The following is a 19,103-nucleotide window of genomic DNA, read 5'->3' on the forward strand; positions in this document are numbered from 1 at the left end:
ATTATCAAAGCTCCTCTATCTCCTTCAGCCAGACCGCCGCGCTGGCGTCGCTGGGCATACGCCAGTCCCCCCTTGGGGACACGCCCACCGTGCCCACCTTGGGTCCGTCCGGCAGGCAGGAGCGCTTGAATTGCTGGGCAAAGAACCGGCGGCAGAATACCCTGAGCCAGCCCTTTATGACCTCAGGCCCATACTCACCCGTAAAGCTCCGGCAGGCCATGCGGTAGATTTTCCCCGGCCCGAAGCCGTGGCGGAGCATATGGTACAGGAAGAAGTCGTGGAGCTCATAGGGCCCTACCAGCTCCTCGGTCTTCTGGGATATCTCTCCGTCCTTTGGCGGGAGCAGCTCCGGGCTCACCGGCGTGTCAAGCACATCAAAGAGAGCCTCGCCCAATTTTCCGCCCAATCTCTCGGCCTCAAACCTTACCAGATGCCGCACCAGCGTCTTGGGCACGTCCGCGTTCACGCCGTACATGGACATATGGTCCCCATTATAGGTGCTCCAGCCCAGGGCCAGCTCCGACAGGTCCCCGGTGCCTATCATCAGGCCGTTTCTCTGGTTCGCCATGTCCATAAGCACCTGGGTGCGCTCTCTGGCCTGGGCGTTCTCAAAGGCCGCGTCGTAATTCTCCGGATCCTGGCCGATGTCCTCAAAATGGCTCGTTACCGTCCTGCCGATGGGTATCTCCTTAAAGTCCACGCCCAACTCCCGGGCCATGGTTTCGGCGTTGCGTTTAGTGCGCTCCGTAGTGCCGAAGCAGGGCATGGATACGGTCAGTATGCCCTTGCGCGGGAGCCCCAGAAGGTCGAAGGCCCGCACGGTCACCAGCGCCGCAAGGGTCGAGTCAAGCCCGCCGGAGAAGGCGATAAGAGCGTTTTTGCACCCGGTATGCCGCAGCCGGGTCGCAAGCCCCTGGGCCTGCAGGGTCAGTATCAGCTGGCAGCGCTCACTGCGGTTAGCGGGGTCATGGGGCACAAAGGGCTGCCTTGAGAAGGTGCGTTCCGGCTCGTACCCTTCGAGGGTGTCCTTCTTATACTCAAAGGGTATGCGCACATACCCAGGATCTCTCGCGCTCACCCAGGTGTTGTTCCTTCTGCGCTCCTGCAAAAGCTTTTCCAAATCGATTTCAGCCGTAATAAGTCCACTATCAAAGAGCCGGCTTTCCTGAAGCACCGCGCCGTTCTCGGCTATTATGTCGTGGCCCGCGAAGACCATGTCCCCGGTGGACTCCCCGAGCCCCGCATCCGAATACACATATGCCCCCATAAGGTGTCCGGACCACATACGCGTCAGGTCCCGCCTGTACTCGGCCTTGCCGGCTACCTCGTTGCTGCACGAGCAGTTGAAGATAAGGGTCGCGCCGTTTTTGCACAATCCTGCGCTTGGGGGCTCGGGCCCCCAAAGGTCCTCGCATATCTCCACACCGGCTATGAGCTCCGGTACGTTTACGCACTCAAACAGGAGCTTTCTCCCAAGCCATACCCGCTGACCGCAGAGGGTGACCTCTCTGGGTTCCGGGGCCGGGGCAAAGTACCGGGCCTCATAGAACTCCGAGTAGTTGGGTATGAAGCTCTTGGCCGGGAGCCCCAGGAGTTTTCCTCTATGGAACACCGCCGCCGTATTATACAGCGACCCCTCTACAGCCACGGGCATACCCAAAACGCAGAGTATGTCAAGGTCCCTTGTCTCCTCCAGTATCCGTCCCAGGGCCTTCTCCGCCGCCGAAATAAGCGTCCGGCTCTGGAACAGGTCCCCGCAGGTATAGGCCGTCACCGTGAGCTCCGGCAGGCAGACGGCCCCGCAGCCCTTCTCCGCCGCCGCCTTAATGAGCTCAACTATCCTTTCCGCGTTCACGTCGGCCTCCGCGACCTTCGCCTGGGGCGTTGCCGCCGCGACCCTAAAAAATCCATCCCGCATAAACTGTCTCTCCTCTCAATTTTTCTCTCTGTATTTAACCGCAAAAAGGCCACAGGAAAGACCTGCAGCCTTTGATATTGCATTTTTATTCGCCGGTCTCCCCACCGTCCACCGGGGGCTCCGGGGTGGGCTCCACCACCGGCGGCTCAGTGGGCTCGGGAGTTGGGGCCTGGGTGGGCTCCGGGGTTTCCACCGGGGGCGGCACAGGAGTCGGGCCCTGGGTCGGCTTTGGCTTCGGCGCGGGTGTGGGAGAGGGCGTGGCCGTGGCCTTGGGGTCTGTGCTGCCACTCTCCTTGCTGGTGTCCACCTTGGAGGTGTCCGTACCCGGGCCCACCTTGTACCTCTTTCCCGTAGAGCCATAGTAGGAATCAGGCAGGCTCTCAGTGCGCACGGACTCGCCATTCTTATAATAGGTCCGCCAGGCGCTGGCATAGTACCCGGGGTTGCCGCCGGTCTTGCGCACATACTGGCCCTTCTGCAGGGAGCCGTCCACCTCGAATTCCACCGTGTCCCTGGGGGGCTCATAGCCTGTCTGCTCGGACCCCAGCTGGATATCGTCCCACTCCTCGGGGAACACTCCGTAGAAGTTCACCGTCAGGATAACGCCGTCCATCCAGGAGGCGATGTACACCGGGTTCTTCAGGCTGTTCCTGAACCTGAAATCTATGCTCCCATAGTCTACCGTGGCGTCCAGGCCTATGGGGCAGTAGCTGGAGGGGATGGCGTGGCAGTCCCTTTCCACTATCTCCATACCCGCCATTAAGGCGGCGTTATATATGGTGGTGGAGCCCTGGCAGATGCCGCCGCCGTAGACCTGCACGCTCATGCCGCCCACAAGGCCGCCCGCCGGCAGCCAACCGGCACCCGGGTCGGTGCTGTCGCCGATGGTTCCGTTATAGGAGAACTCCTGGCCCGGCTGCAAAATGGTGCCGTTTACATGGGAGAGAGCCAGGGCCATATTGCTGTTGCCGTTGGAGTTGTTGGTGGATTCGGTGCTGTAGGTGGACAGCAGCTTAAAGTTTTCCTCAAGATACTTCTTTGTAACCTTGGGCTTGCTCTCCACAAACTCGGCCTGGAGGAGTCCGCCGTGCTTCTGGGCCAGCAGCTGGCGCACATTTCTAAGGGTGGCCGTCATGTCCACCCGCTTACCTGGCTGCTCGTCTGTAAATATGAACTTCTGGGCCTCCGTGTCGAACTTCTCAATCGAAGCGTCCTTGCCCTCTACAAAGCAGGCCTTGGCCGCTTCTGTCAGCTTGCGCTCGCCCTCGGCAGAGAGATCGGCCACAAAGGGCAGCTCATATTTCTCCGCCTTACCGCTTTTTAGCATATCCGGCAGAGAAAGCTCCAGCACGTCCTTTATCGCAAAGTCGTCACCCGAAAGAGACACTGTGTCGTCCTGGAAGGTCACGCTAATCTCCAGGCCGTCTATGGCCTCCTTCATGGCTCCCTTGGCTATCTCCAGGGCCTCCTCCTCGGTCTTACCCCCAATATTGACCCCGCCTATCTCCGTGCCCTCTGGGAACACCGATGTATCGCTTATCTCTGGACCCTCTATCTCGCTGCTGGACTCCTCGCCCTTGCCCTTGCAGGCGCCCAGGGTAAGGGCGAGCATCACCGCCGCCGCAAGGGCCCCTATCCTTCTCCACTCCAACCGTCCGTTCTTTTTCGCCATTTTTCTTTATCCTTCCTCCCGCCGCCGCGGGCTGCTTTTAACCTGTTTTTATATTATATACTGCCTTGTCTCAAATGTAAAGCCGATAAACACACGAATTTGGTTTCAATTTTGTTATAATTATTATCCCCCTCCTATTATGATGCCAAACTGCTTACAAATAACTTACGCTTTGTTAAAAAGGCTGGAAACATTTTCTCGCCCATGTTATAATGTACGCAAAGTGTACATTTGGATTTATGCTATATTATCCACAACAAGAACCTATATAAGGAGCCCCGAAATGAAGATAATGCTTCTCACCGCAGCCACCGGCGGCGGACATATCCGCGCGGCCAACGCCATCGAACAGTACATCCGAGAAAACACCCGCTGGGAGGTGGAGAACGTGGACTGCCTAAAGGCAGTTGGCAAGCTGCTGGACAAGACCGTATGCGACAGCTACCTCTTTATGGCGAAGAAGGCCCCAATGCTCTTTGGCCGGCTCTATAAGCGCACCAATAAGGAGAACGTCATCTCCCATCTGGTGCCAAAGCTCAGCGGCCTTTTCAGCAACCTTTTGTATCCCACCATAGAGGGCTCCCGCCCGGACGTGATAATCACCACACACCCCTTCGCCACGGAGATGGTGGCGGCCCTTAAAGCAGACGGCCTTGTGTCCGCGCCCCTTATCTGCATCATCACCGACTATGGAGCGCACCGGGCCTATATCGCCGATGAGGTGGACAGCTATGTGGTGGCCAGCGACGACATGATACCCGAGCTCATGGAGTTCGGCGTACCAAAAAATAAGATACACCCCTTCGGCATCCCGGTCCACGGGGTTTTTTTCGACCGCCAGGACCAGGGTATGCTCCTTCGGCAGCTGGGCCTGGACCCGGAGCTGCCCACCCTTCTGTTCATGGCCGGCAGCTTCGGCGTGTCCAACATCATCAGGCTCTACAGGGACCTTGCCGCGACCGAGGTGAAGATGCAGATAATTGTAATAACCGGCCGGAACCAGAAGCTCTATGAGGCCTTTGAAAAGGAGATAGGAGATAAGTCTCCCCTTCCCACCCGGCTCTTCTATTTCACCGACGAGGTGGAAAAGTATATGCACGCCGCCGACCTCTTAGTGACAAAGCCCGGCGGGCTCACCGTTTCAGAGGCCCTGGCCTGCAACCTGCCCATGGCCGTCTTCGACGCGATACCCGGCCAGGAGGAGGACAACGCCAATTTCCTGAAGACCCACGATATGTGTGTGCGCATTGAGAAGGACGGGAACTTTGCCGGAGAAATTTCCCGGCTTCTACAGGAGAAAAAGCACCTGCAGGCCATGCGTGAAAACTGCGCGGGCTTTGACAAGTCCCAGTCCATCCCCAATATGCTGGAGCTTATCCGCCGCCTGACCCCTGCGGGGGCAAGGTCATGAGCTTCGCCCCGGCGGACTACGCCGCCCTCCTGTCAAAGCTCTCGGAGCTCGGTGACCCCAAGTACAAGGCCTTTAACGAGAGCCTTATCCCCGGCACCTCCACCGCCTATGGCGTGCGGGTCCCGGCTCTCAGAGACATGGCCCGCTCCATTGTCAAGTCCGGCCCGGAGGAGTTCCTCCGGGTAAGCCGTACAGCCTCCTACGAGGAGATAATGCTCCGGGGAATGGTGATAGCGGGGATGAAGCTGCCCCTTTCAGAGCGCCTGCCCCTTATCGAGGGCTTTTTGCCGCTTATTGACAACTGGGCGGTCTGCGACACCTTCTGCTCCTCTTTGAAGCTGCGCTCCACCGCCGAAAAGCAGCTGATGTGGCGGCTTATAGAGCCGCTCTTTTCCGACCCTCGGGAGTTTTACGCCCGCTTTGCCCTGGTGATGTTTCTGGGGCATTTCGTGGAGCCGGACTACATCGGGCCAGGCCTTAACCGTATCGAGGCCCTGACCCAGGAGCAGTATTATGTCCGCATGGCCGCCGCCTGGGCGGTTTCCGTATGCTATGTGAAGTTCCCCGCGGAGACCCTGGCCCTTTTAGAGCGCCAAGTTCTCCCGAAGTTTACCCAGAACAAGTCTATTCAGAAAATCCGTGAGTCGTACCGTGTTTCCAGAGAAGATAAAGATATGTTAGTACAGTATAAGCTCTGATATCAGAGCCGTGCCCGGCATTAAGGTTGTGGGGCTCCTCGCCACGCATACCGCCGCATTTGCGCCGTCCCCCTCTACTGCTCCAAGTATTCCCCCGGCCACCATACCGATAATAAATACCAGCGCCACGGCCCAGGCCAGCCCCAGCAGCTTCACGCCCCAGTGCACCCTGAACCTTGGATATTCCACATTCCTAAAGTTTTCTTTCTGCATATTTTTCCTCCCCCCTCTCAATTCATTAGACGCGCCCTGCCACTGTAAGGTAAGCTCCGCACACAAAAAAAGAGACCGGCACAAGGGCAAGGCATCATAAAGAAGTTAAGGGCAAGGCAGACCGTTGCGGTCTACCTTGCCCTTTTTATACTGCGTAACCCACTATGACACTTTCAAGAAAAGTGTTCGTGGGGAGAGCGATAAACGGTGAATTTATCTCACATACCGATAATACTTAAATCCGTCAGCTTCTCTTATATACTGAAATCCTACTTTTTCAAGAACGTGTTGGCTCCGAGTATTCTTTATAACTGTATCAGCATTTACTGCGACCATTCCCAAAACATTAAAAGCGTACTGCAAAATTAACCGTTCTGCACAGGAGCCATATCCATGCCCTTTTACGTCGTCATTTTGCATATGAATACTTAATGTGCATTCTTTGCTCTTGTAATTGATTTGCTTTAGTTGAATCTCTCCTATTGGTTTGTCATCTTTTATAATTGCAAAAAGGACACGGGAGGAATCCTGCTTGGAGTCAAAATATCTGTTTACTGCGTTCTCATTATATTGGTAAGGCTCAAACAAATCCATGTCCATATATATGTCAGGATCATTCTCCCAACCTTTATATAATTCGTGGCAAAGCTCTCTGGTCATAATACATAGAGATATGTCTTTCATAGGGGCCTCCAAAATAGAATTTGTCGATAGGTCAATTATAAAGCAACACCCACTGAAAATCAACTTCTTTTCAGTGGGTGTTAACTTCCTTACAGGAGTTCGCCCAAAGCCGGTCTCCATATTTTTTATTAACTAATCATCCAAACAGGAAGGGTCTCGGGTTTACTCTGGTGCCATTCTGCCAGACCTCAAAGTGCAGGTGCGGCCCGGTGGAGTCGCCCGTGTTACCCTCATAGCCGATGACTTGTCCCTTGCTGACGTACTCGCCGGTGGACACCGCCGTGGAGCTCATGTGAGCGTAAAGGGTGCTGTAAGTATCGTTATGGTAGATATACACATGATATCCCCAGCCCCAGCCCCATTCGTCCGCCATATGGGACCTGATGACCGTGCCGGACTCCGCCGCCACTATTGCCGTGCCATAGGCCCCGGCAATATCCATGCCGCCGTGGCCCCTGGACCCGCCGAACTCGTCGGAGATATATGTGACTCCCGGAAGGGGCCAGGTGGGGTTGAACCCGGACACGCCGTTGGTGGTGCCGTCCGGCACCCAGCCTACGTTCCCAGTCTCACCGCCGCCGCCTATCTCGCTGTAGCTGCCGTTGGCCGCAGCCTCCTGGCGCCGGCGTTCCTCCTCCTCTTGGCGCTTTTTCTCCTCCTCTATCAGCCGCTGTATCTCCTCGTCCCGCTTCTGTATCTCCTCGGCGTTCTGCTCAAGGGCGTGGTTGGTGTCGTTCTGTTTGCCCTGCAGCTCCTCTATGGCCTTGGCGTTCTCCTCATAGAGCCTGTCCAGCTCACTCTGCTTGCGCTCCATGTCCTTCTTCAGCTCGGCCACCAGCTCCTTCTCAGCCTCGCATTCCTCGCGCTCGTCCTTGGTGGCGTCCATATATTCGCTTATCTTATTGATAAGCTCCTGGTCCCGCACGCTCATGGTGCTGAGCATTTCAGAGCGCATGGTGAAGTCGCTGAGACTCTCGGAGTTCAGCAGCACCTCCAGAGTGCTGACGGTCCCGGCCTTGTAAAGGGCCGACACCCGCTCCTTGAACTGGTCGATGGTGTCCGAAATCTCCTCCTGGGAGGCGTCAAGCTTCATGGTCAGCTCGTTGATGCTGGCGTTCAGCTCCTCGATATCGTTTCTCGCCGTGCGTATCTGGTTTTCCAGCACCTCTATCTGCTTCTCAAGGGTCTCCTGATACTCCTGCTTCTGGGCCTCGTCGGCGCGCAGCTGCTCCAGCCGCGCCTGCAGCTCCTGCCTTTCGGCCTCCAGCTGGGCCTGCTCCGCCTCTACCTCGGCGGTGGTTCTGGCCATGGCCTCCAGGGGCATCGCCATAAGCATAACTACCGCCATCAGCAGACACATAAGCCTTCTTCTGCGCATTATCTTCATAACCGTATCCACCTTCCTAAAAGGGAAATCTTCGTATTAGGGTCTTCGTCTGCTCTATTATAGCCCATCAAAGCCCTTTGTTTTTTCCTTTTAGGAATTAAACCTGTAAACAAATGGTTAACAGCCCATGTTGCGCAAAATATCCGATTTTATGTCAAGACCTTGGGGCCTCCCCCCAGGCGGGAGCATTTAGAGCCTTCTTCGGCTGCTGCGGTAATTCTTTCTGTGGGGCGGCGGAGTATAAAGCCCCGAATGTCTTATCTGCTCCCGCTCGTTACCCACAGGCACCGTCAGCCTTACGCACTCTCTCCTCCCGCCAAGCATTACCGCCATCATAACGCAGAGCACCCCCAGCAGCACGGCTCCCCAGCCGCCGTACCCCACCGCCCTGCAAAGGCTCTCTACCGCGCCCATAGCTGCACCTCCCGTCATTTATGGGGAACACACATAAAATCGCACAAAAAGCACCAGGCCCTGTCAAGCTCCGTTACGTCCCAGGTACCCTTCCGCCCAAAGGCCCTGACCGTCAGGTCCGTCCGGGCCGGGCCGCGCTCTACCCGGGCAATGGGCGCGTCGTCCCCGAAGCTGAGCTTCCGCCCCTCATAGTCCACCATCAGAAGCCCCGTCCCGGTCAGAAACACAAATATGCTCACTCCGAACCCCATCCAGAAGGCTCTCCAGTCACGCTTCATTTCAGCCGCGCCCCCTTCTTTTTATAAAGTAGCGTGGCCGTTTTCCGCAGGATTATTCCAGCCCCAGCAAAGTCTCGGCCAATATTTCCCCCAACAGCCGGCCGGTATATCTCGCTTCTGCCGCGGTGTTCACCTCGGTGCCCACCTCTATGAGCATGGACCCCCTTGTGGCGTTCATATTGTACTTGCTGTTTGAGAAGTTCAAAGGGCGCATAAGCCCAGGATAGAGCTCTTGAGCCTTCTGCTGTACCCTTAAAATAAGCCGCAGGTTCCACTCCCAGTCCGGGAAATCCCCCCACTCCCCGGAGGCGTCGCAGCCGGCCAGCAGCATGGCCTGGGCTGCATTCCTGCCGCCTATCTGGGCCGTGGGTTTATACTTTACTCCCTCCTCGGTGGTCATTGAGTCCCTGTGCAGGTCTATGGTCACCTGTATGCCCGGATATTCGGAGAGGTTCTTCTGTATCACCTCCCAGGACCGGGAGTAGGAGCCGTTATAGGCGAGGTCGTTCACCGTCTTATCGTGGATCACACCTATACCCCTGGCCTGAAGCTCCCGGGCCAGCTCCTCCCCGGCGGCCACCACGCTCATGTCCTGGTTCTGGGTGCGGGTCTCCATGTCCGTATAGTAGAAGCCCGGGGCGCTCTCCGAATAGGCCTCGCTGGTGTGGGTATGGTATATGAGCACCTCCACGCTGCCGTCCCCCTTTATGTGCACGTCCGGGCTCTCTGAGAGTTCTGCCAGCAGGTCCGTGCCGGACTCTGTGCTGTCCCGCACGAAGAAGTTTGCTATGGGCGTGCCCCCGTCCAAGAGTATCTCCTCCACCGGCCCGCTGCTCCTGTCCGGGTCCGGGGTGGCGGTGAAGCCCGGCAGCAGGTCGCTGTGGAAGGGCACTACCCCGTCGTCGGGCAGCGTTCCGTCGCTGTGTATCTCCCGCTCCACCGCACTGCTGTACTCCGGCTGGGAGACGCCCTCCTCCGGGACCTCCGAGGGTTCCCTCTCCACCCCCATGCCCGCAGCAAGCAGAAGGGCCTCGCCGCCCTTCTGGGTCAGCCACTCACCCAGGCTGTCCGCCGCGCACCACGCGCACACACAGACGCTGATTAGTATGGCCAGCTTCTTAATAAATCCTGTCAGTTTCTGCAAAACGTTACCCTCTTTCTTTAGTATCGTTCTTTATTTGTTTACAATTTTCCCCTTGCGCGGGGCGGATAACTTTAGTATAATAAAAACTAAGTTTCACTTTATTCACCGACAAACCTCATAAAAGAAAGGAGATTTGCCAATGTCCATCTATTCCGAGATAAGGCCGGAGATAAAGTCCCTGGCAAAGAGCTGTATAGACAACAGCCGCATCGACCCGGAGCTGTACACCCGCTACGACGTAAAGCGCGGCCTTCGCGATCTTAACGGCAAGGGCGTGCTCACGGGCCTGACAAATATTTCAGAGATAGTTTCCTCAAAAACCGTGGACGGGAGGTCCGTCCCCTGCGAGGGCAAGCTGTACTTTAGGGGCTACGACGTGGAGGAGCTTATCCGCCGCCAGCCCAAGGAGGACAACTTCGGCTATGAACGCATAGCGTACCTGCTGCTCTTCGGGGACTATCCCGACGGTTCCCAACTAGCGGAGTTCTGCGAGCTCCTCTCCTTCTACCGCACCCTGCCCACCAGTTTTGTCCGGGACATTATCATGAAGGCTCCCAGCGGCGACATGATGAACACTTTGGCAAGGAGCGTGCTCACTCTATATTCATATGACGAGGACGCCGAGGATATTTCTATTCCCAATGTCCTTAGGCAGTGTTTGCAGCTTATCGCACTGTTCCCCCTCTTGTCCGTCTACGGCTATCAGGCCTATAGGCACTATCATGACGGCCAGAGCCTGTTTATCCACCAGCCCGACCCAAAGCTTTCCACGGCTGAAAATATCCTGCGAATACTGCGCCCAGACTGCAAATACACGGCTCTGGAGGCGAAGGTCCTGGACATAGCCCTGATACTTCACGCCGACCACGGCGGCGGCAACAATTCCACCTTTACCACCCACGTGGTGACCTCCTCCGGCACGGACACCTACTCGGCCATCGCGGCGGCCCTGGGCTCATTGAAGGGCCCGAAGCACGGAGGCGCGAACATAAAGGTGGTGCAGATGTTCGAGGACATCAAGGCCCACGTGAAGGACTGGGAGGACGACGAGGAGATAAGCGCCTATCTTTTGAAGCTTCTGCACAGGGAGGCCTTTGACAGGTCCGGCCTTATCTATGGCATGGGCCACGCGGTATATTCCATCTCTGACCCCCGCGCCAAGACCATGGCGAGCTTCGTGGAGGGGCTCTCAAGAGAGAAGGGGCGCACAGCTGAATACAAGCTTTACGAGAACGTGGAGCGCCTGGCCGTAAAGGCTATCACGAAGGACCGCAAGATATATAAGGGCGTCTCGGCAAACGTGGACTTCTACAGCGGCTTTATCTACAGTATGCTGGATCTGCCCATGGAGCTGTACACCCCCATCTTCGCCATCTCAAGGATAGCCGGCTGGAGCGCCCACCGTATTGAGGAGCTTGTAGGCAGCGGTAAGATTATCCGGCCCTCCTATAAAGCTGTACAGGAGCACAGGGAGTTTGAGTAAGGACAGCAGCTTCCGGCAGAGGAGCTGACTTCACAAAAGGATTAACTGCAGGGCAGGCTTTGGGGCTTGCCCTGCTCTCTTTCTGTTAGGAATTACACTTCGCAATATTGTTTGGAAAAGCACTTGCAATTTGTTGTGATATGTAGTATACTGTATAAGCGATATTTTATGGGGTTCTTCTAGCCTGTGTAATGTTCTTGACTATATTAGTCAAATGCCACGCCGGAATGATGGAATTGGCAGACGTGCTGGACTCAAAATCCAGTGGTAGCGATACCGTGCGGGTTCGACCCCCGCTTCCGGCACCATCTAAAGGACGGTTATTCTGATACGAGAGGTATTGGGATAGGCGTCCTTGATTTTTGCCAAAAGCCGCCGTCCTTTTTATCTCCATAGGGAGCAAGGCGGTAACGCCGTCAGCTGCGTCTGAGAAAGCATATTATAAACGAGGAGGCCTCCTGGGCCATACATAGGCACGCAGACAGATTGGCGCACCACCTTCCGCTCCGGGGCATAAAATGGGGCGAAGGAGGTGAACGCTTGTGCCTATTCGCGTGTTTATAGACCAGGGCCATAACCCGCAGGGGGTGAACGCCGGGGCCGAGGGCAACGGTCTTCGGGAGCAGGACGTGACCTATGTTGTCGGAAGGGCTCTGGCGGATATGCTGAGGGAGGACCCGAGATTCGCCGTAAGGCTTTCACGAAACACTCCAACGGAGAGCCTTGGCACCAGCAACGCTACCAGTTTGGCCGCCCGGGTGCAGAGGGCCAATTCCTGGCCCGCCAATTACTTTGTGAGCATACACTGCAACTCAAACCCAAACCCGGCCATAAACGGCTCCGAGGTGTACGTATACCAGGAGGCCACCCAGGCCTTCTGGCTGGGTCAGCACATTATCCAGGGCCTTGTGCAGGAGGCGGGCACCAGGGACAATGGTGTGCGGGTGAACTCCTCGCTGTATGTGCTGAGAAGGACCAGTATGCCCGCGGTGCTGGTGGAGCTGGGGTATCTCTCCAACCCCGGGGACGCCATGAAGCTGCGGGAGGACCCCAGGTCCTTTGCAAGGGGCATATATGTGGGGATGCTCAGCTATTTCGGGTTCGCGTAGATTTCAAAGATAAAAGCATATCCCCCCATCGCCGGAGGGATATGCTTTTTATTGGGAGTGACGAAAACTTATTGTCTCTTTAATGGACCATGGGGGAAAGCACCCAGAACATGGCCTGCTCCTTGGTATTGGTGACCTGGAAAACGTCGGCTTTCTCCTGCATGAAGCGCTCGTAGCTCTCGTTCTGGCGGCGGGCAATGGACTCGTGGAGGCTCTCGATCATGGTCTTCTTCTTGTATTTCATGGTTATCTCTCCTTTAAGTTTACAGATGATTTATAAATATTTTCTGAAATGCGCGTAAATATTTTGTAAATTCTTACCGGCCCAGCAGGCACTGGCTCCAGAACATTGCCTGCTCCTTCTGGCCGGTTACCTGGAAAACGTCGGCCCTCTCCTGCATGAAGAGCTCAAAGCTCTCGTTCTGGCGGCGTGTGCGGTTCAGGGTGTTCATGATGGTTTTGATGGTGTTTTTCATAATAAAGCTCTCCTCTCAGTATTTATAAATCGTTTTGATTTGCTTTCTTGTCTCTCCCGACCTTGTGACTATATTATAAACCTGGTTTATAAATTTGTCAAGGGGTTTTATAAAGATTTTTTAAAAATTTTTGAAAATTTATAAATGCGCAAAATGTCCGGCCGGGACTTGACTTTGCCCTTAAGGCGTGGTATACTGTATCAAAATATCCTCAAAAACTGTGACGGGAGGAAATCGGCGTTTCCAGCTTTCAGAGAGCCTGCGGACGGTGCGAGCAGGCGGCAGGCCGCCGCGTATACTGTTCCCTGAGTTGCCGCGCCCAACGCCCCTATGGGGTCAGTAAGCGCCGCCGTGTGGCGTCGTTATCCGCAGCGTTATTACGCTTGGCCTTTTGTCAGAGGCTCTGAGCGATGGGCGCTTTTGCCCGTCGGAATCCTGGGTGGTACCGCGAAGCTTTTCGCCCCGGGCGCTTTACAAAAAGCGTCCGGGGCTTTTGATTTCCCCCGGCGAACTGACACAGATATACATTATAATAATATAGAAAGAAGGAATTTGAAATGAACCTCGGCTACCGCAAGTACAGGCCCTTTGAACCCCTCTCCTTCCCGGAGCGCACCTGGCCCGACAAGGCCATCACCAAGGCCCCCGCGTGGTGCAGCGTTGACCTGCGCGACGGCAACCAGGCCCTTATCAATCCCATGAACCTGGAGCAGAAGCTGGAATTCTTCCAGCTGCTGTGCGACATCGGTTTCAAGGAAATAGAGGTGGGGTTCCCCTCGGCCTCGGAGACCGAGTATGAGATACTCAGAGCCCTTATCGACCAGGACCTGATACCCGAGGACGTGACCATCCAGGTGCTGGTCCAGGCCAGAGAGCACCTTATCCGCAAGACCTTCGAGGCCATTGACGGCGCGAAGAACGTGATAGTGCACTTTTATAACTCCACGTCTACCTTACAGCGCCGGGTGGTGTTCAACACGGATATGCAGGGGGTCATAGACATTGCCGTAAACGGCGCCAGGCTTATCCGAAAGCTCACCGAGGAGATAACCGCGAATTCCGACATTAACATCAGATATGAATACTCCCCGGAGAGCTTCTCCGGCACGGAGATGGACAATGCCGTGCTCATCTGCGACAGGGTCCTGGAGGAGCTGGGGGCCACGCCGGAGAACAGGGTCATTATAAACCTGCCCAACACCGTGGAGATGTGCACCCCCAATACCTACGCCGACCAGATAGAATACTGCTGCAGGAACATGAAGCACCGGGACAGCGCCATCATAAGCCTGCACCCCCACAATGACCGTGGCACCGCCACCGCCGCCACGGAGCTGGGCATAATGGCCGGGGCCGAGCGGGTGGAGGGCACCATCTTCGGCAACGGCGAGCGCACGGGCAACTCTGATATTATGAACCTTGCCATGAATATGTATTCACAGGGTGTGGACCCGAAGCTGGATTTCAGCCATATGAACCATATTAAAGAGGTATACGAGCGCTGCACTGAGCTGAAGGTACACCCCAGGCACCCCTACGCGGGCAAGCTGGTGTTCACGGCCTTCAGCGGCTCCCACCAGGACGCGATAAACAAGGGCGTGAACGCCATGCAGAAGGAGAATAACCCCTACTGGGAGGTGCCGTACCTGCCCATAGACCCGGCAGATTTAGGGCGGCAGTATGAGCCCATCGTGCGCATAAACAGCCAGTCCGGCAAGGGCGGCGCGGCCTTTGTGATGCACCAGAGCTTCGGCTATGTGCTCCCGAAGGCCATGCACCCGGAGTTCGGGAGGCTTGTTAAAAAGGACTGCGACGAGAAGGGCAGGGAGATAAGCGCCCAGGAGGTGTTCGATATCTTCAATAGGGAGTACCTGGACGTGCACGAGCCCTATGACCTTATAAGCTATAAGATATTCGAGGAGAACGGCGGTGACGGCAAGGTTATCGTGGACTTTGAGGGCACCATCCGCCACGACCACGTTACCAAGGACATTTCCGGCAAGGGCAACGGGCCCATAGACGCCTTCTTCAACGCCATTAAGGCCGTGGGCCTTGAGCATTATGAGTTCGTAAGCTACAGCGAGCACGCCATATCAAGCGGCGCGGACTCCAAGGCTGTGTCCTACATCGAGCTTAAGCACGGGGACGAGCGGCTCTTTGGCGTGGGGGTGGACAGCAATATCAGCATAGCGTCCATAAAGGGCATAATCTGTGCCATAAACCGCAACCTGCGGGTATAAATAAAACTTTGCTTTGGGGATGATTCCAGTGGACAAGCAACTGACGATCTGGATAGTTATCGGCGTATACGCCATCTTCATGCTGACGGTGGGCATACTCTACTCTCGCAAGGGCACGGACATGGCCTCCTTCACCGTGGGAGGCCGCAGCGCCGGGGCGTGGATATCCGCGCTCTCCTACGGCACGGCCTACTTCTCGGCGGTGATGTTCATCGGCTACTCGGGGGGCTCCGGCTGGAGCTATGGCCTTTGGAGCGTGCTGGTGGGCATTGGCAACGCGTTGTTCGGCTCGCTGTTGGCGTGGCTGGTCCTGGCGGACCGCACCAGGGAGTACACCAGGAAGCACGACATCAAGTCCATGCCCCAGCTCTTTGAAAAGCGCTTCGGAAGCTCTAAAATGCGGCTGTTCGCCTGCGTGGTGATCTTCGTGTTCCTTATCCCATATTCCGCTTCGGTATATAAGGGGCTGACCAGCGTCTGCTCGGTGATACTGGGAATAGATGAACAGGTCTGCATGATAATTATCGCCATCGCTTCTGCGCTTCTGCTGGTGCTGGGCGGGTATATAGCTACCCTTAAAGCCGACTTTGTCCAGGGCTTTGTGATGATGATCGGGGTAACGGCACTGATAGTGCTGGTGGTCCTGTCCCCACAGGTGGGCGGCCTTGGCACGGGGCTCTCCAACATGACGGAGTACATGAGGTCCCACGAGATGCTGCCACTTACGGGCAAGCCCGCCGTGGCCCTTATCTCCACCCTTCTGATGACCAGCTTCGGCACCTGGGGGCTCCCTCAAATGGTACATAAATATTACGGCATTAAGGACAGGCAGGAGGTAAAGCGAGGCACCATAATCTCCACGGTCTTTGCCCTGCTGGTGGCCGGTGGCGGGTACTTCATCGGGTCGCTCTCACACCTATTCTTTGGCGAAACCATGCCCGAGGGCGGCAAGGATTTCCTGGTGCCGCTGATGCTGGACCAGGCGGGCCTGCCGGACCTTTTGGTGGGCGTGATACTGGTGCTGCTTATTTCGGCTTCGGTGTCCACCCTCTCAAGCATAACCCTTACGGCCTGCTCCACCGTGTCCATGGACCTGGTGAAGCCCACCATAGCCAAGAAGATGAACGACAAGGACCTGGCGGCCCTGACGCGCATACTCTGCCTGGTGTTCGTGGTGATGAGCTACTTTATCGCCAACTACCCCACGCCCATCCTTGAGATGATGTCCTATTCCTGGGGCATAATCTCCGGCTCCTTCCTGGCGCCGTACCTGCTGTCCCTCTACTGGAGGGGAATAAACCGGGCCGGGGCCTGGGCGGGTATGCTGGGCGGCTTCCTGACTGCTTTCCTGCCCGCGGCCATCTCCGGGTTCACCACGCCGGACGGCCCGCTGTACGCGTGCCTTGCCATGGCGGTATCCTTTGTGCTGTGCTTTGGGGTGAGCAAGGCAGCGGGGAGAAAGGGCGCTGAAGCCTGAGCGGAGTTCGGAAAAGATAGCGGGTTGACAGAAGGCAGAAGTCCTCTGAAACAAATTGTTTCAGAGGGCTTTCTTTGATAAAAATATAAAAATATTAAAAAACCTCTTGTGTTTTTGTCCAAAATATGGGATTATATATAGGAGAGGGGTGTTTGCAGATGGCAAAAGCCAATAAATTCAAATTTACCAAGCCCGAAAAGAGCTGGATAATGTACGACTGGGCCAACTCTGTGTACGCCACAAACATACTGGCCGTTATATTCCCCATCTACTTCGGGTCGGTCTGCCAGGCGGCGGGGGCCGACAACCTGGTGCTGTGGAGCTATGGCACGTCCATATCCACCTTTGTGGTGGCTATTTTGGCCCCGGTGCTGGGGGCTCTTGCGGACCATAAGGGGCATAAAAAGAAGCTGTTCACGGCGTTTCTGGTCATTGGGGTGCTGTTTACCCTTACCAGCGCGCTTTTCGACGAGTACCGTATGCTCCTGGTGGGTTATGTGCTCTCCCATATCGGCTTTTCGGGCTCCTGCCTTTTCTATGACTCGTTCCTGACGGACGTGACCACAAACGAGCGCATGGACCGTGTGTCCTCCTGGGGCTATGCCATGGGCTATATCGGCGGCAGTACCATACCCTTCCTTATCAGCATTGTGATACTATTTGTGATGGGCATGGACAATATGCTGGCCTTCAAGCTGGTGATAGCGCTCACAAGCGTGTGGTGGGCGGCGTTCAGCATACCCTTTATGAAGAACGTGCATCAGGTGCACTATATCGAGCCCCAGAGGAATCTGGTGCGCTCCACGTTTCAGAACCTCGCGAGGACGGCAAAGGACATTTTCAGGCAAAAGCATATCTTTCTATTTATCCTGGCCTACTTCTTCTACATCGACGGCGTGGGCACCATCATTTCCGTGTCCACCTCCTATGGCTCGAAGCTGGGGCTGGACAATATCAGCATGATACTGGCTTTGCTCATGACCCAGATAGTGGCCGTGCCCTTCTCCATCATGTTCGGCAGGCTTGCGGAGAAAATCGGGGCCCTTAAGGCCCTGTGCGGGGCGGTGGGGATATACTTCTTCATCTGCCTTGTGGGCTTCTATATGGGCTTTAACATCGAGAACCACCCCGGGGACCAGGGGGCGCTGACCCTGTCGCTGGTGCTGTTCTGGTGCATGGCGTTCCTGGTGGGCACGGTGCAGGGGGGCATACAGGCCATTTCCCGGTCCCACTTCGGCAAGCTGATACCGGCCGAGCGCTCCAACGAATACTTTGGCTTCTTCGATATCTTCGGCAAGTTCGCCGCAGTCATAGGCCCGCTGCTGGTGGCGATGTTTACTCAACTGACCGGGCGGGATTCCATCGGGGTCATCAGCCTTGCGATACTGTTCCTGGTGGGGCTTGTGCTGCTGCTTCTGGGGCAGAGGAGGGGTGAAGTCCAATAAATCAAGCATAATCAAGAGAGGTGCATTGACATGAATACCTATCCTAACGGCGGGCCGGACCGGCAACCGGTTCAGGCACAGCCGCCCCAGTTTCAGCCGTATCAGCCGGGCACGCCGCCCCGTCCCATGCTGCCGCCCCCGCAATATCCCAGGCCCCAGAGGTCCTTCTGCTGGAGGGATGTCTTCACAGTGCTGGGGTTCGTGTCCTCGGTGGTGGGGTACTTTTTCGCAAGCGTCCTGCTGCTGCCCCTGGGGTTTATCGCGTCCATAGTGGGCTTTAGGAGCGACCGCAACCGGGGGCTTGCTGTGGCGGGGATAGTGATATCGGCCATCGGAGTGCTGATGAAGGTGATGCTTATACTGAGCGAGGCGGCGCTTTTGCCCGACTGGTTCACCAACGGCATCTGGTAAAAGGGCCGGATTTGTGAAAAAATTTTTCAAATTTTAGAGTTTTTATGCTTACATTCCGTCCAAAAATGTGGTATACTATTATTATATAAAATAATAGCAGACCATATTAAGAGGGGGAAAGAGCATGTATCAGGTGGGAGAGCTGGTTTCTTATGGCAGCACAGGCGTGTGCAGGGTGAGTGAAATAATCAATCAGACCTGCCCGGACGGGGAGGAGCGGCTGTACTATGTCATGCAGCCGCTGTATAAGGCCTGCGTGATCTCTGTGCCGGTGGACTCTGACAAGGTGTTTATCCGGCCCATCATCACAAGGGACGAGGCCGACCGGCTGATAGGGCTTATCCCCACCATGGACTGCCCGGCCTTTCACAGCCGGGTGAGCCGGGAGCTTAACGAGCACTATACGACGCTGCTGAAGAGCTATAGCTGCCAAAACTGGATGGAGATGACCATCTCCATCCATACAAAGAAGCAGTGGCTGTTAAGCCGGAAAAGAAAGTTCGGCAGCGTGGACGAGAGGTATCTCAAACAGGCAGAGGAGCTGCTGTTCGGGGAGCTGGCGGCGGCGCTGGATATACCCAAGGAGGAGGTCCGGGAGTATATCGGGGCGAAGCTGGAGAGCTTGAAGGCGAGCTGAACATGA

General features: G+C 56.0%; 19 protein-coding genes and 1 tRNA gene. 10 read left to right on the forward strand and 10 right to left on the reverse strand.

Features of this window, described 5'->3' with window-relative positions:
* Nucleotides 1-4 precede the first annotated feature (4 nt).
* On the reverse strand, nucleotides 5-1,918 hold the full coding sequence (locus ADH66_RS01535) for an NAD(+) synthase (protein ID WP_066536594.1): 1,914 nt from the start codon (nucleotides 1,916-1,918) through the stop codon (nucleotides 5-7).
* A gap of 85 nt (nucleotides 1,919-2,003) precedes the next feature.
* Nucleotides 2,004-3,590 (reverse strand): VanW family protein, encoded by a 1,587-nt coding sequence (locus ADH66_RS01540; protein WP_066536591.1) that lies wholly within the window; start codon nucleotides 3,588-3,590, stop codon nucleotides 2,004-2,006.
* A 283-nt stretch (nucleotides 3,591-3,873) separates the two neighbouring features.
* On the opposite strand from ADH66_RS01540, the gene ADH66_RS01545 reads away from it, so the two are divergent.
* The gene (locus tag ADH66_RS01545) at nucleotides 3,874-5,001 is read left to right on the forward strand and encodes an MGDG synthase family glycosyltransferase (protein ID WP_066536589.1); all 1,128 of its coding nucleotides are present in this window, start codon (nucleotides 3,874-3,876) and stop codon (nucleotides 4,999-5,001) included.
* A complete protein-coding gene (locus tag ADH66_RS01550; protein ID WP_066536587.1) occupies nucleotides 4,998-5,699 on the forward strand; it encodes a DNA alkylation repair protein in 702 nt (233 codons plus the stop codon). The genes ADH66_RS01545 and ADH66_RS01550 overlap by 4 nt, the downstream gene beginning before the upstream one ends.
* Here ADH66_RS01550 and ADH66_RS01555 read toward each other — a convergent pair.
* From ADH66_RS01555 to spoIIP, 6 genes are all read right to left on the reverse strand, one after another.
* Nucleotides 5,679-5,912 carry a hypothetical protein gene (locus ADH66_RS01555; RefSeq protein ID WP_066536585.1) on the reverse strand — a complete coding sequence of 78 codons (234 nt, stop codon included), beginning with the start codon at nucleotides 5,910-5,912 and terminating at the stop codon, nucleotides 5,679-5,681. The genes ADH66_RS01550 and ADH66_RS01555 overlap by 21 nt on opposite strands.
* A gap of 213 nt (nucleotides 5,913-6,125) precedes the next feature.
* A complete protein-coding gene (locus ADH66_RS01560) occupies nucleotides 6,126-6,596 on the reverse strand; it encodes a GNAT family N-acetyltransferase (protein WP_066536583.1) in 471 nt (156 codons plus the stop codon).
* A gap of 136 nt (nucleotides 6,597-6,732) precedes the next feature.
* On the reverse strand, nucleotides 6,733-7,983 hold the full coding sequence (locus ADH66_RS01565) for a murein hydrolase activator EnvC family protein (RefSeq protein ID WP_066536581.1): 1,251 nt from the start codon (nucleotides 7,981-7,983) through the stop codon (nucleotides 6,733-6,735).
* 189 nt (nucleotides 7,984-8,172) lie between these two features.
* Nucleotides 8,173-8,397, reverse strand: coding sequence for a hypothetical protein (locus tag ADH66_RS01570; protein ID WP_066536580.1), 225 nt, complete (start codon nucleotides 8,395-8,397; stop codon nucleotides 8,173-8,175).
* 14 nt (nucleotides 8,398-8,411) lie between these two features.
* Nucleotides 8,412-8,675 (reverse strand): hypothetical protein, encoded by a 264-nt coding sequence (locus tag ADH66_RS01575; RefSeq protein ID WP_066536578.1) that lies wholly within the window; start codon nucleotides 8,673-8,675, stop codon nucleotides 8,412-8,414.
* Between the two features lie 52 nt (nucleotides 8,676-8,727).
* The gene (gene spoIIP / locus ADH66_RS01580) at nucleotides 8,728-9,819 is read right to left on the reverse strand and encodes a stage II sporulation protein P (protein ID WP_066536575.1); all 1,092 of its coding nucleotides are present in this window, start codon (nucleotides 9,817-9,819) and stop codon (nucleotides 8,728-8,730) included.
* Nucleotides 9,820-9,958: 139 nt separating this feature from the next.
* Between spoIIP and ADH66_RS01585 the strand changes: the two genes are divergently transcribed.
* From ADH66_RS01585 to ADH66_RS01595, 3 genes are all read left to right on the forward strand, one after another.
* Nucleotides 9,959-11,302, forward strand: coding sequence for a citrate/2-methylcitrate synthase (locus ADH66_RS01585; protein ID WP_066536572.1), 1,344 nt, complete (start codon nucleotides 9,959-9,961; stop codon nucleotides 11,300-11,302).
* A 221-nt stretch (nucleotides 11,303-11,523) separates the two neighbouring features.
* Nucleotides 11,524-11,610, forward strand: a tRNA-Leu gene (locus tag ADH66_RS01590).
* Between the two features lie 234 nt (nucleotides 11,611-11,844).
* Nucleotides 11,845-12,411: an N-acetylmuramoyl-L-alanine amidase family protein gene (locus ADH66_RS01595; protein WP_066536569.1), complete on the forward strand. Its 567-nt coding sequence runs from the start codon at nucleotides 11,845-11,847 to the stop codon at nucleotides 12,409-12,411.
* A 79-nt stretch (nucleotides 12,412-12,490) separates the two neighbouring features.
* Here ADH66_RS01595 and ADH66_RS19785 read toward each other — a convergent pair whose 3' ends face one another.
* Together ADH66_RS19785 and ADH66_RS19790 are read right to left on the reverse strand one after the other, a co-directional pair.
* Nucleotides 12,491-12,655 carry a hypothetical protein gene (locus tag ADH66_RS19785; protein WP_157130612.1) on the reverse strand — a complete coding sequence of 55 codons (165 nt, stop codon included), beginning with the start codon at nucleotides 12,653-12,655 and terminating at the stop codon, nucleotides 12,491-12,493.
* 73 nt (nucleotides 12,656-12,728) lie between these two features.
* The gene (locus tag ADH66_RS19790; protein WP_157130611.1) at nucleotides 12,729-12,887 is read right to left on the reverse strand and encodes a hypothetical protein; all 159 of its coding nucleotides are present in this window, start codon (nucleotides 12,885-12,887) and stop codon (nucleotides 12,729-12,731) included.
* 557 nt (nucleotides 12,888-13,444) lie between these two features.
* Between ADH66_RS19790 and leuA the strand changes: the two genes are divergently transcribed.
* The 5 genes from leuA (at nucleotide 13,445) to ADH66_RS01620 (ending at nucleotide 19,097) form a co-directional block, all read left to right on the forward strand.
* A complete protein-coding gene (gene leuA, locus ADH66_RS01600; RefSeq protein WP_066536566.1) occupies nucleotides 13,445-15,127 on the forward strand; it encodes a 2-isopropylmalate synthase in 1,683 nt (560 codons plus the stop codon).
* A gap of 19 nt (nucleotides 15,128-15,146) precedes the next feature.
* Nucleotides 15,147-16,604, forward strand: a complete 1,458-nt coding sequence (locus ADH66_RS01605) for a sodium:solute symporter family protein (RefSeq protein WP_236757275.1) — start codon at nucleotides 15,147-15,149, stop codon at nucleotides 16,602-16,604.
* A gap of 158 nt (nucleotides 16,605-16,762) precedes the next feature.
* Nucleotides 16,763-18,049, forward strand: a complete 1,287-nt coding sequence (locus tag ADH66_RS01610; RefSeq protein WP_066541714.1) for an MFS transporter — start codon at nucleotides 16,763-16,765, stop codon at nucleotides 18,047-18,049.
* 30 nt (nucleotides 18,050-18,079) lie between these two features.
* Nucleotides 18,080-18,460: a hypothetical protein gene (locus tag ADH66_RS01615; protein ID WP_066536564.1), complete on the forward strand. Its 381-nt coding sequence runs from the start codon at nucleotides 18,080-18,082 to the stop codon at nucleotides 18,458-18,460.
* Between the two features lie 124 nt (nucleotides 18,461-18,584).
* Nucleotides 18,585-19,097, forward strand: coding sequence for a CarD family transcriptional regulator (locus ADH66_RS01620; RefSeq protein WP_066536562.1), 513 nt, complete (start codon nucleotides 18,585-18,587; stop codon nucleotides 19,095-19,097).
* Nucleotides 19,098-19,103: the final 6 nt, after the last annotated feature.

Source organism: Acutalibacter muris, assembly GCF_002201475.1.
Taxonomy (GTDB): Bacteria; Bacillota; Clostridia; order Oscillospirales; family Acutalibacteraceae; genus Acutalibacter; species Acutalibacter muris.

Excerpts from the sequence above, each read along its gene's own strand:
- ADH66_RS01535 (WP_066536594.1), bottom strand. The coding sequence starts at position 1,918 with ATGCGGGATGGATTTTTTAGGGTCGCGGCGGCAACGCCCCAGGCGAAG.
- ADH66_RS01540 (WP_066536591.1), bottom strand. The coding sequence starts at position 3,590 with ATGGCGAAAAAGAACGGACGGTTGGAGTGGAGAAGGATAGGGGCCCTT.
- ADH66_RS01545 (WP_066536589.1), top strand. The coding sequence starts at position 3,874 with ATGAAGATAATGCTTCTCACCGCAGCCACCGGCGGCGGACATATCCGC.
- ADH66_RS01550 (WP_066536587.1), top strand. The coding sequence starts at position 4,998 with ATGAGCTTCGCCCCGGCGGACTACGCCGCCCTCCTGTCAAAGCTCTCG.
- ADH66_RS01555 (WP_066536585.1), bottom strand. The coding sequence starts at position 5,912 with ATGCAGAAAGAAAACTTTAGGAATGTGGAATATCCAAGGTTCAGGGTG.
- ADH66_RS01560 (WP_066536583.1), bottom strand. The coding sequence starts at position 6,596 with ATGAAAGACATATCTCTATGTATTATGACCAGAGAGCTTTGCCACGAA.
- ADH66_RS01565 (WP_066536581.1), bottom strand. The coding sequence starts at position 7,983 with ATGAAGATAATGCGCAGAAGAAGGCTTATGTGTCTGCTGATGGCGGTA.
- ADH66_RS01570 (WP_066536580.1), bottom strand. The coding sequence starts at position 8,397 with ATGGGCGCGGTAGAGAGCCTTTGCAGGGCGGTGGGGTACGGCGGCTGG.
- ADH66_RS01575 (WP_066536578.1), bottom strand. The coding sequence starts at position 8,675 with ATGAAGCGTGACTGGAGAGCCTTCTGGATGGGGTTCGGAGTGAGCATA.
- ADH66_RS01585 (WP_066536572.1), top strand. The coding sequence starts at position 9,959 with ATGTCCATCTATTCCGAGATAAGGCCGGAGATAAAGTCCCTGGCAAAG.
- ADH66_RS19785 (WP_157130612.1), bottom strand. The coding sequence starts at position 12,655 with ATGAAATACAAGAAGAAGACCATGATCGAGAGCCTCCACGAGTCCATT.
- ADH66_RS19790 (WP_157130611.1), bottom strand. The coding sequence starts at position 12,887 with ATGAAAAACACCATCAAAACCATCATGAACACCCTGAACCGCACACGC.
- leuA (WP_066536566.1), top strand. The coding sequence starts at position 13,445 with ATGAACCTCGGCTACCGCAAGTACAGGCCCTTTGAACCCCTCTCCTTC.
- ADH66_RS01605 (WP_236757275.1), top strand. The coding sequence starts at position 15,147 with ATGATTCCAGTGGACAAGCAACTGACGATCTGGATAGTTATCGGCGTA.
- ADH66_RS01610 (WP_066541714.1), top strand. The coding sequence starts at position 16,763 with ATGGCAAAAGCCAATAAATTCAAATTTACCAAGCCCGAAAAGAGCTGG.
- ADH66_RS01615 (WP_066536564.1), top strand. The coding sequence starts at position 18,080 with ATGAATACCTATCCTAACGGCGGGCCGGACCGGCAACCGGTTCAGGCA.
- ADH66_RS01620 (WP_066536562.1), top strand. The coding sequence starts at position 18,585 with ATGTATCAGGTGGGAGAGCTGGTTTCTTATGGCAGCACAGGCGTGTGC.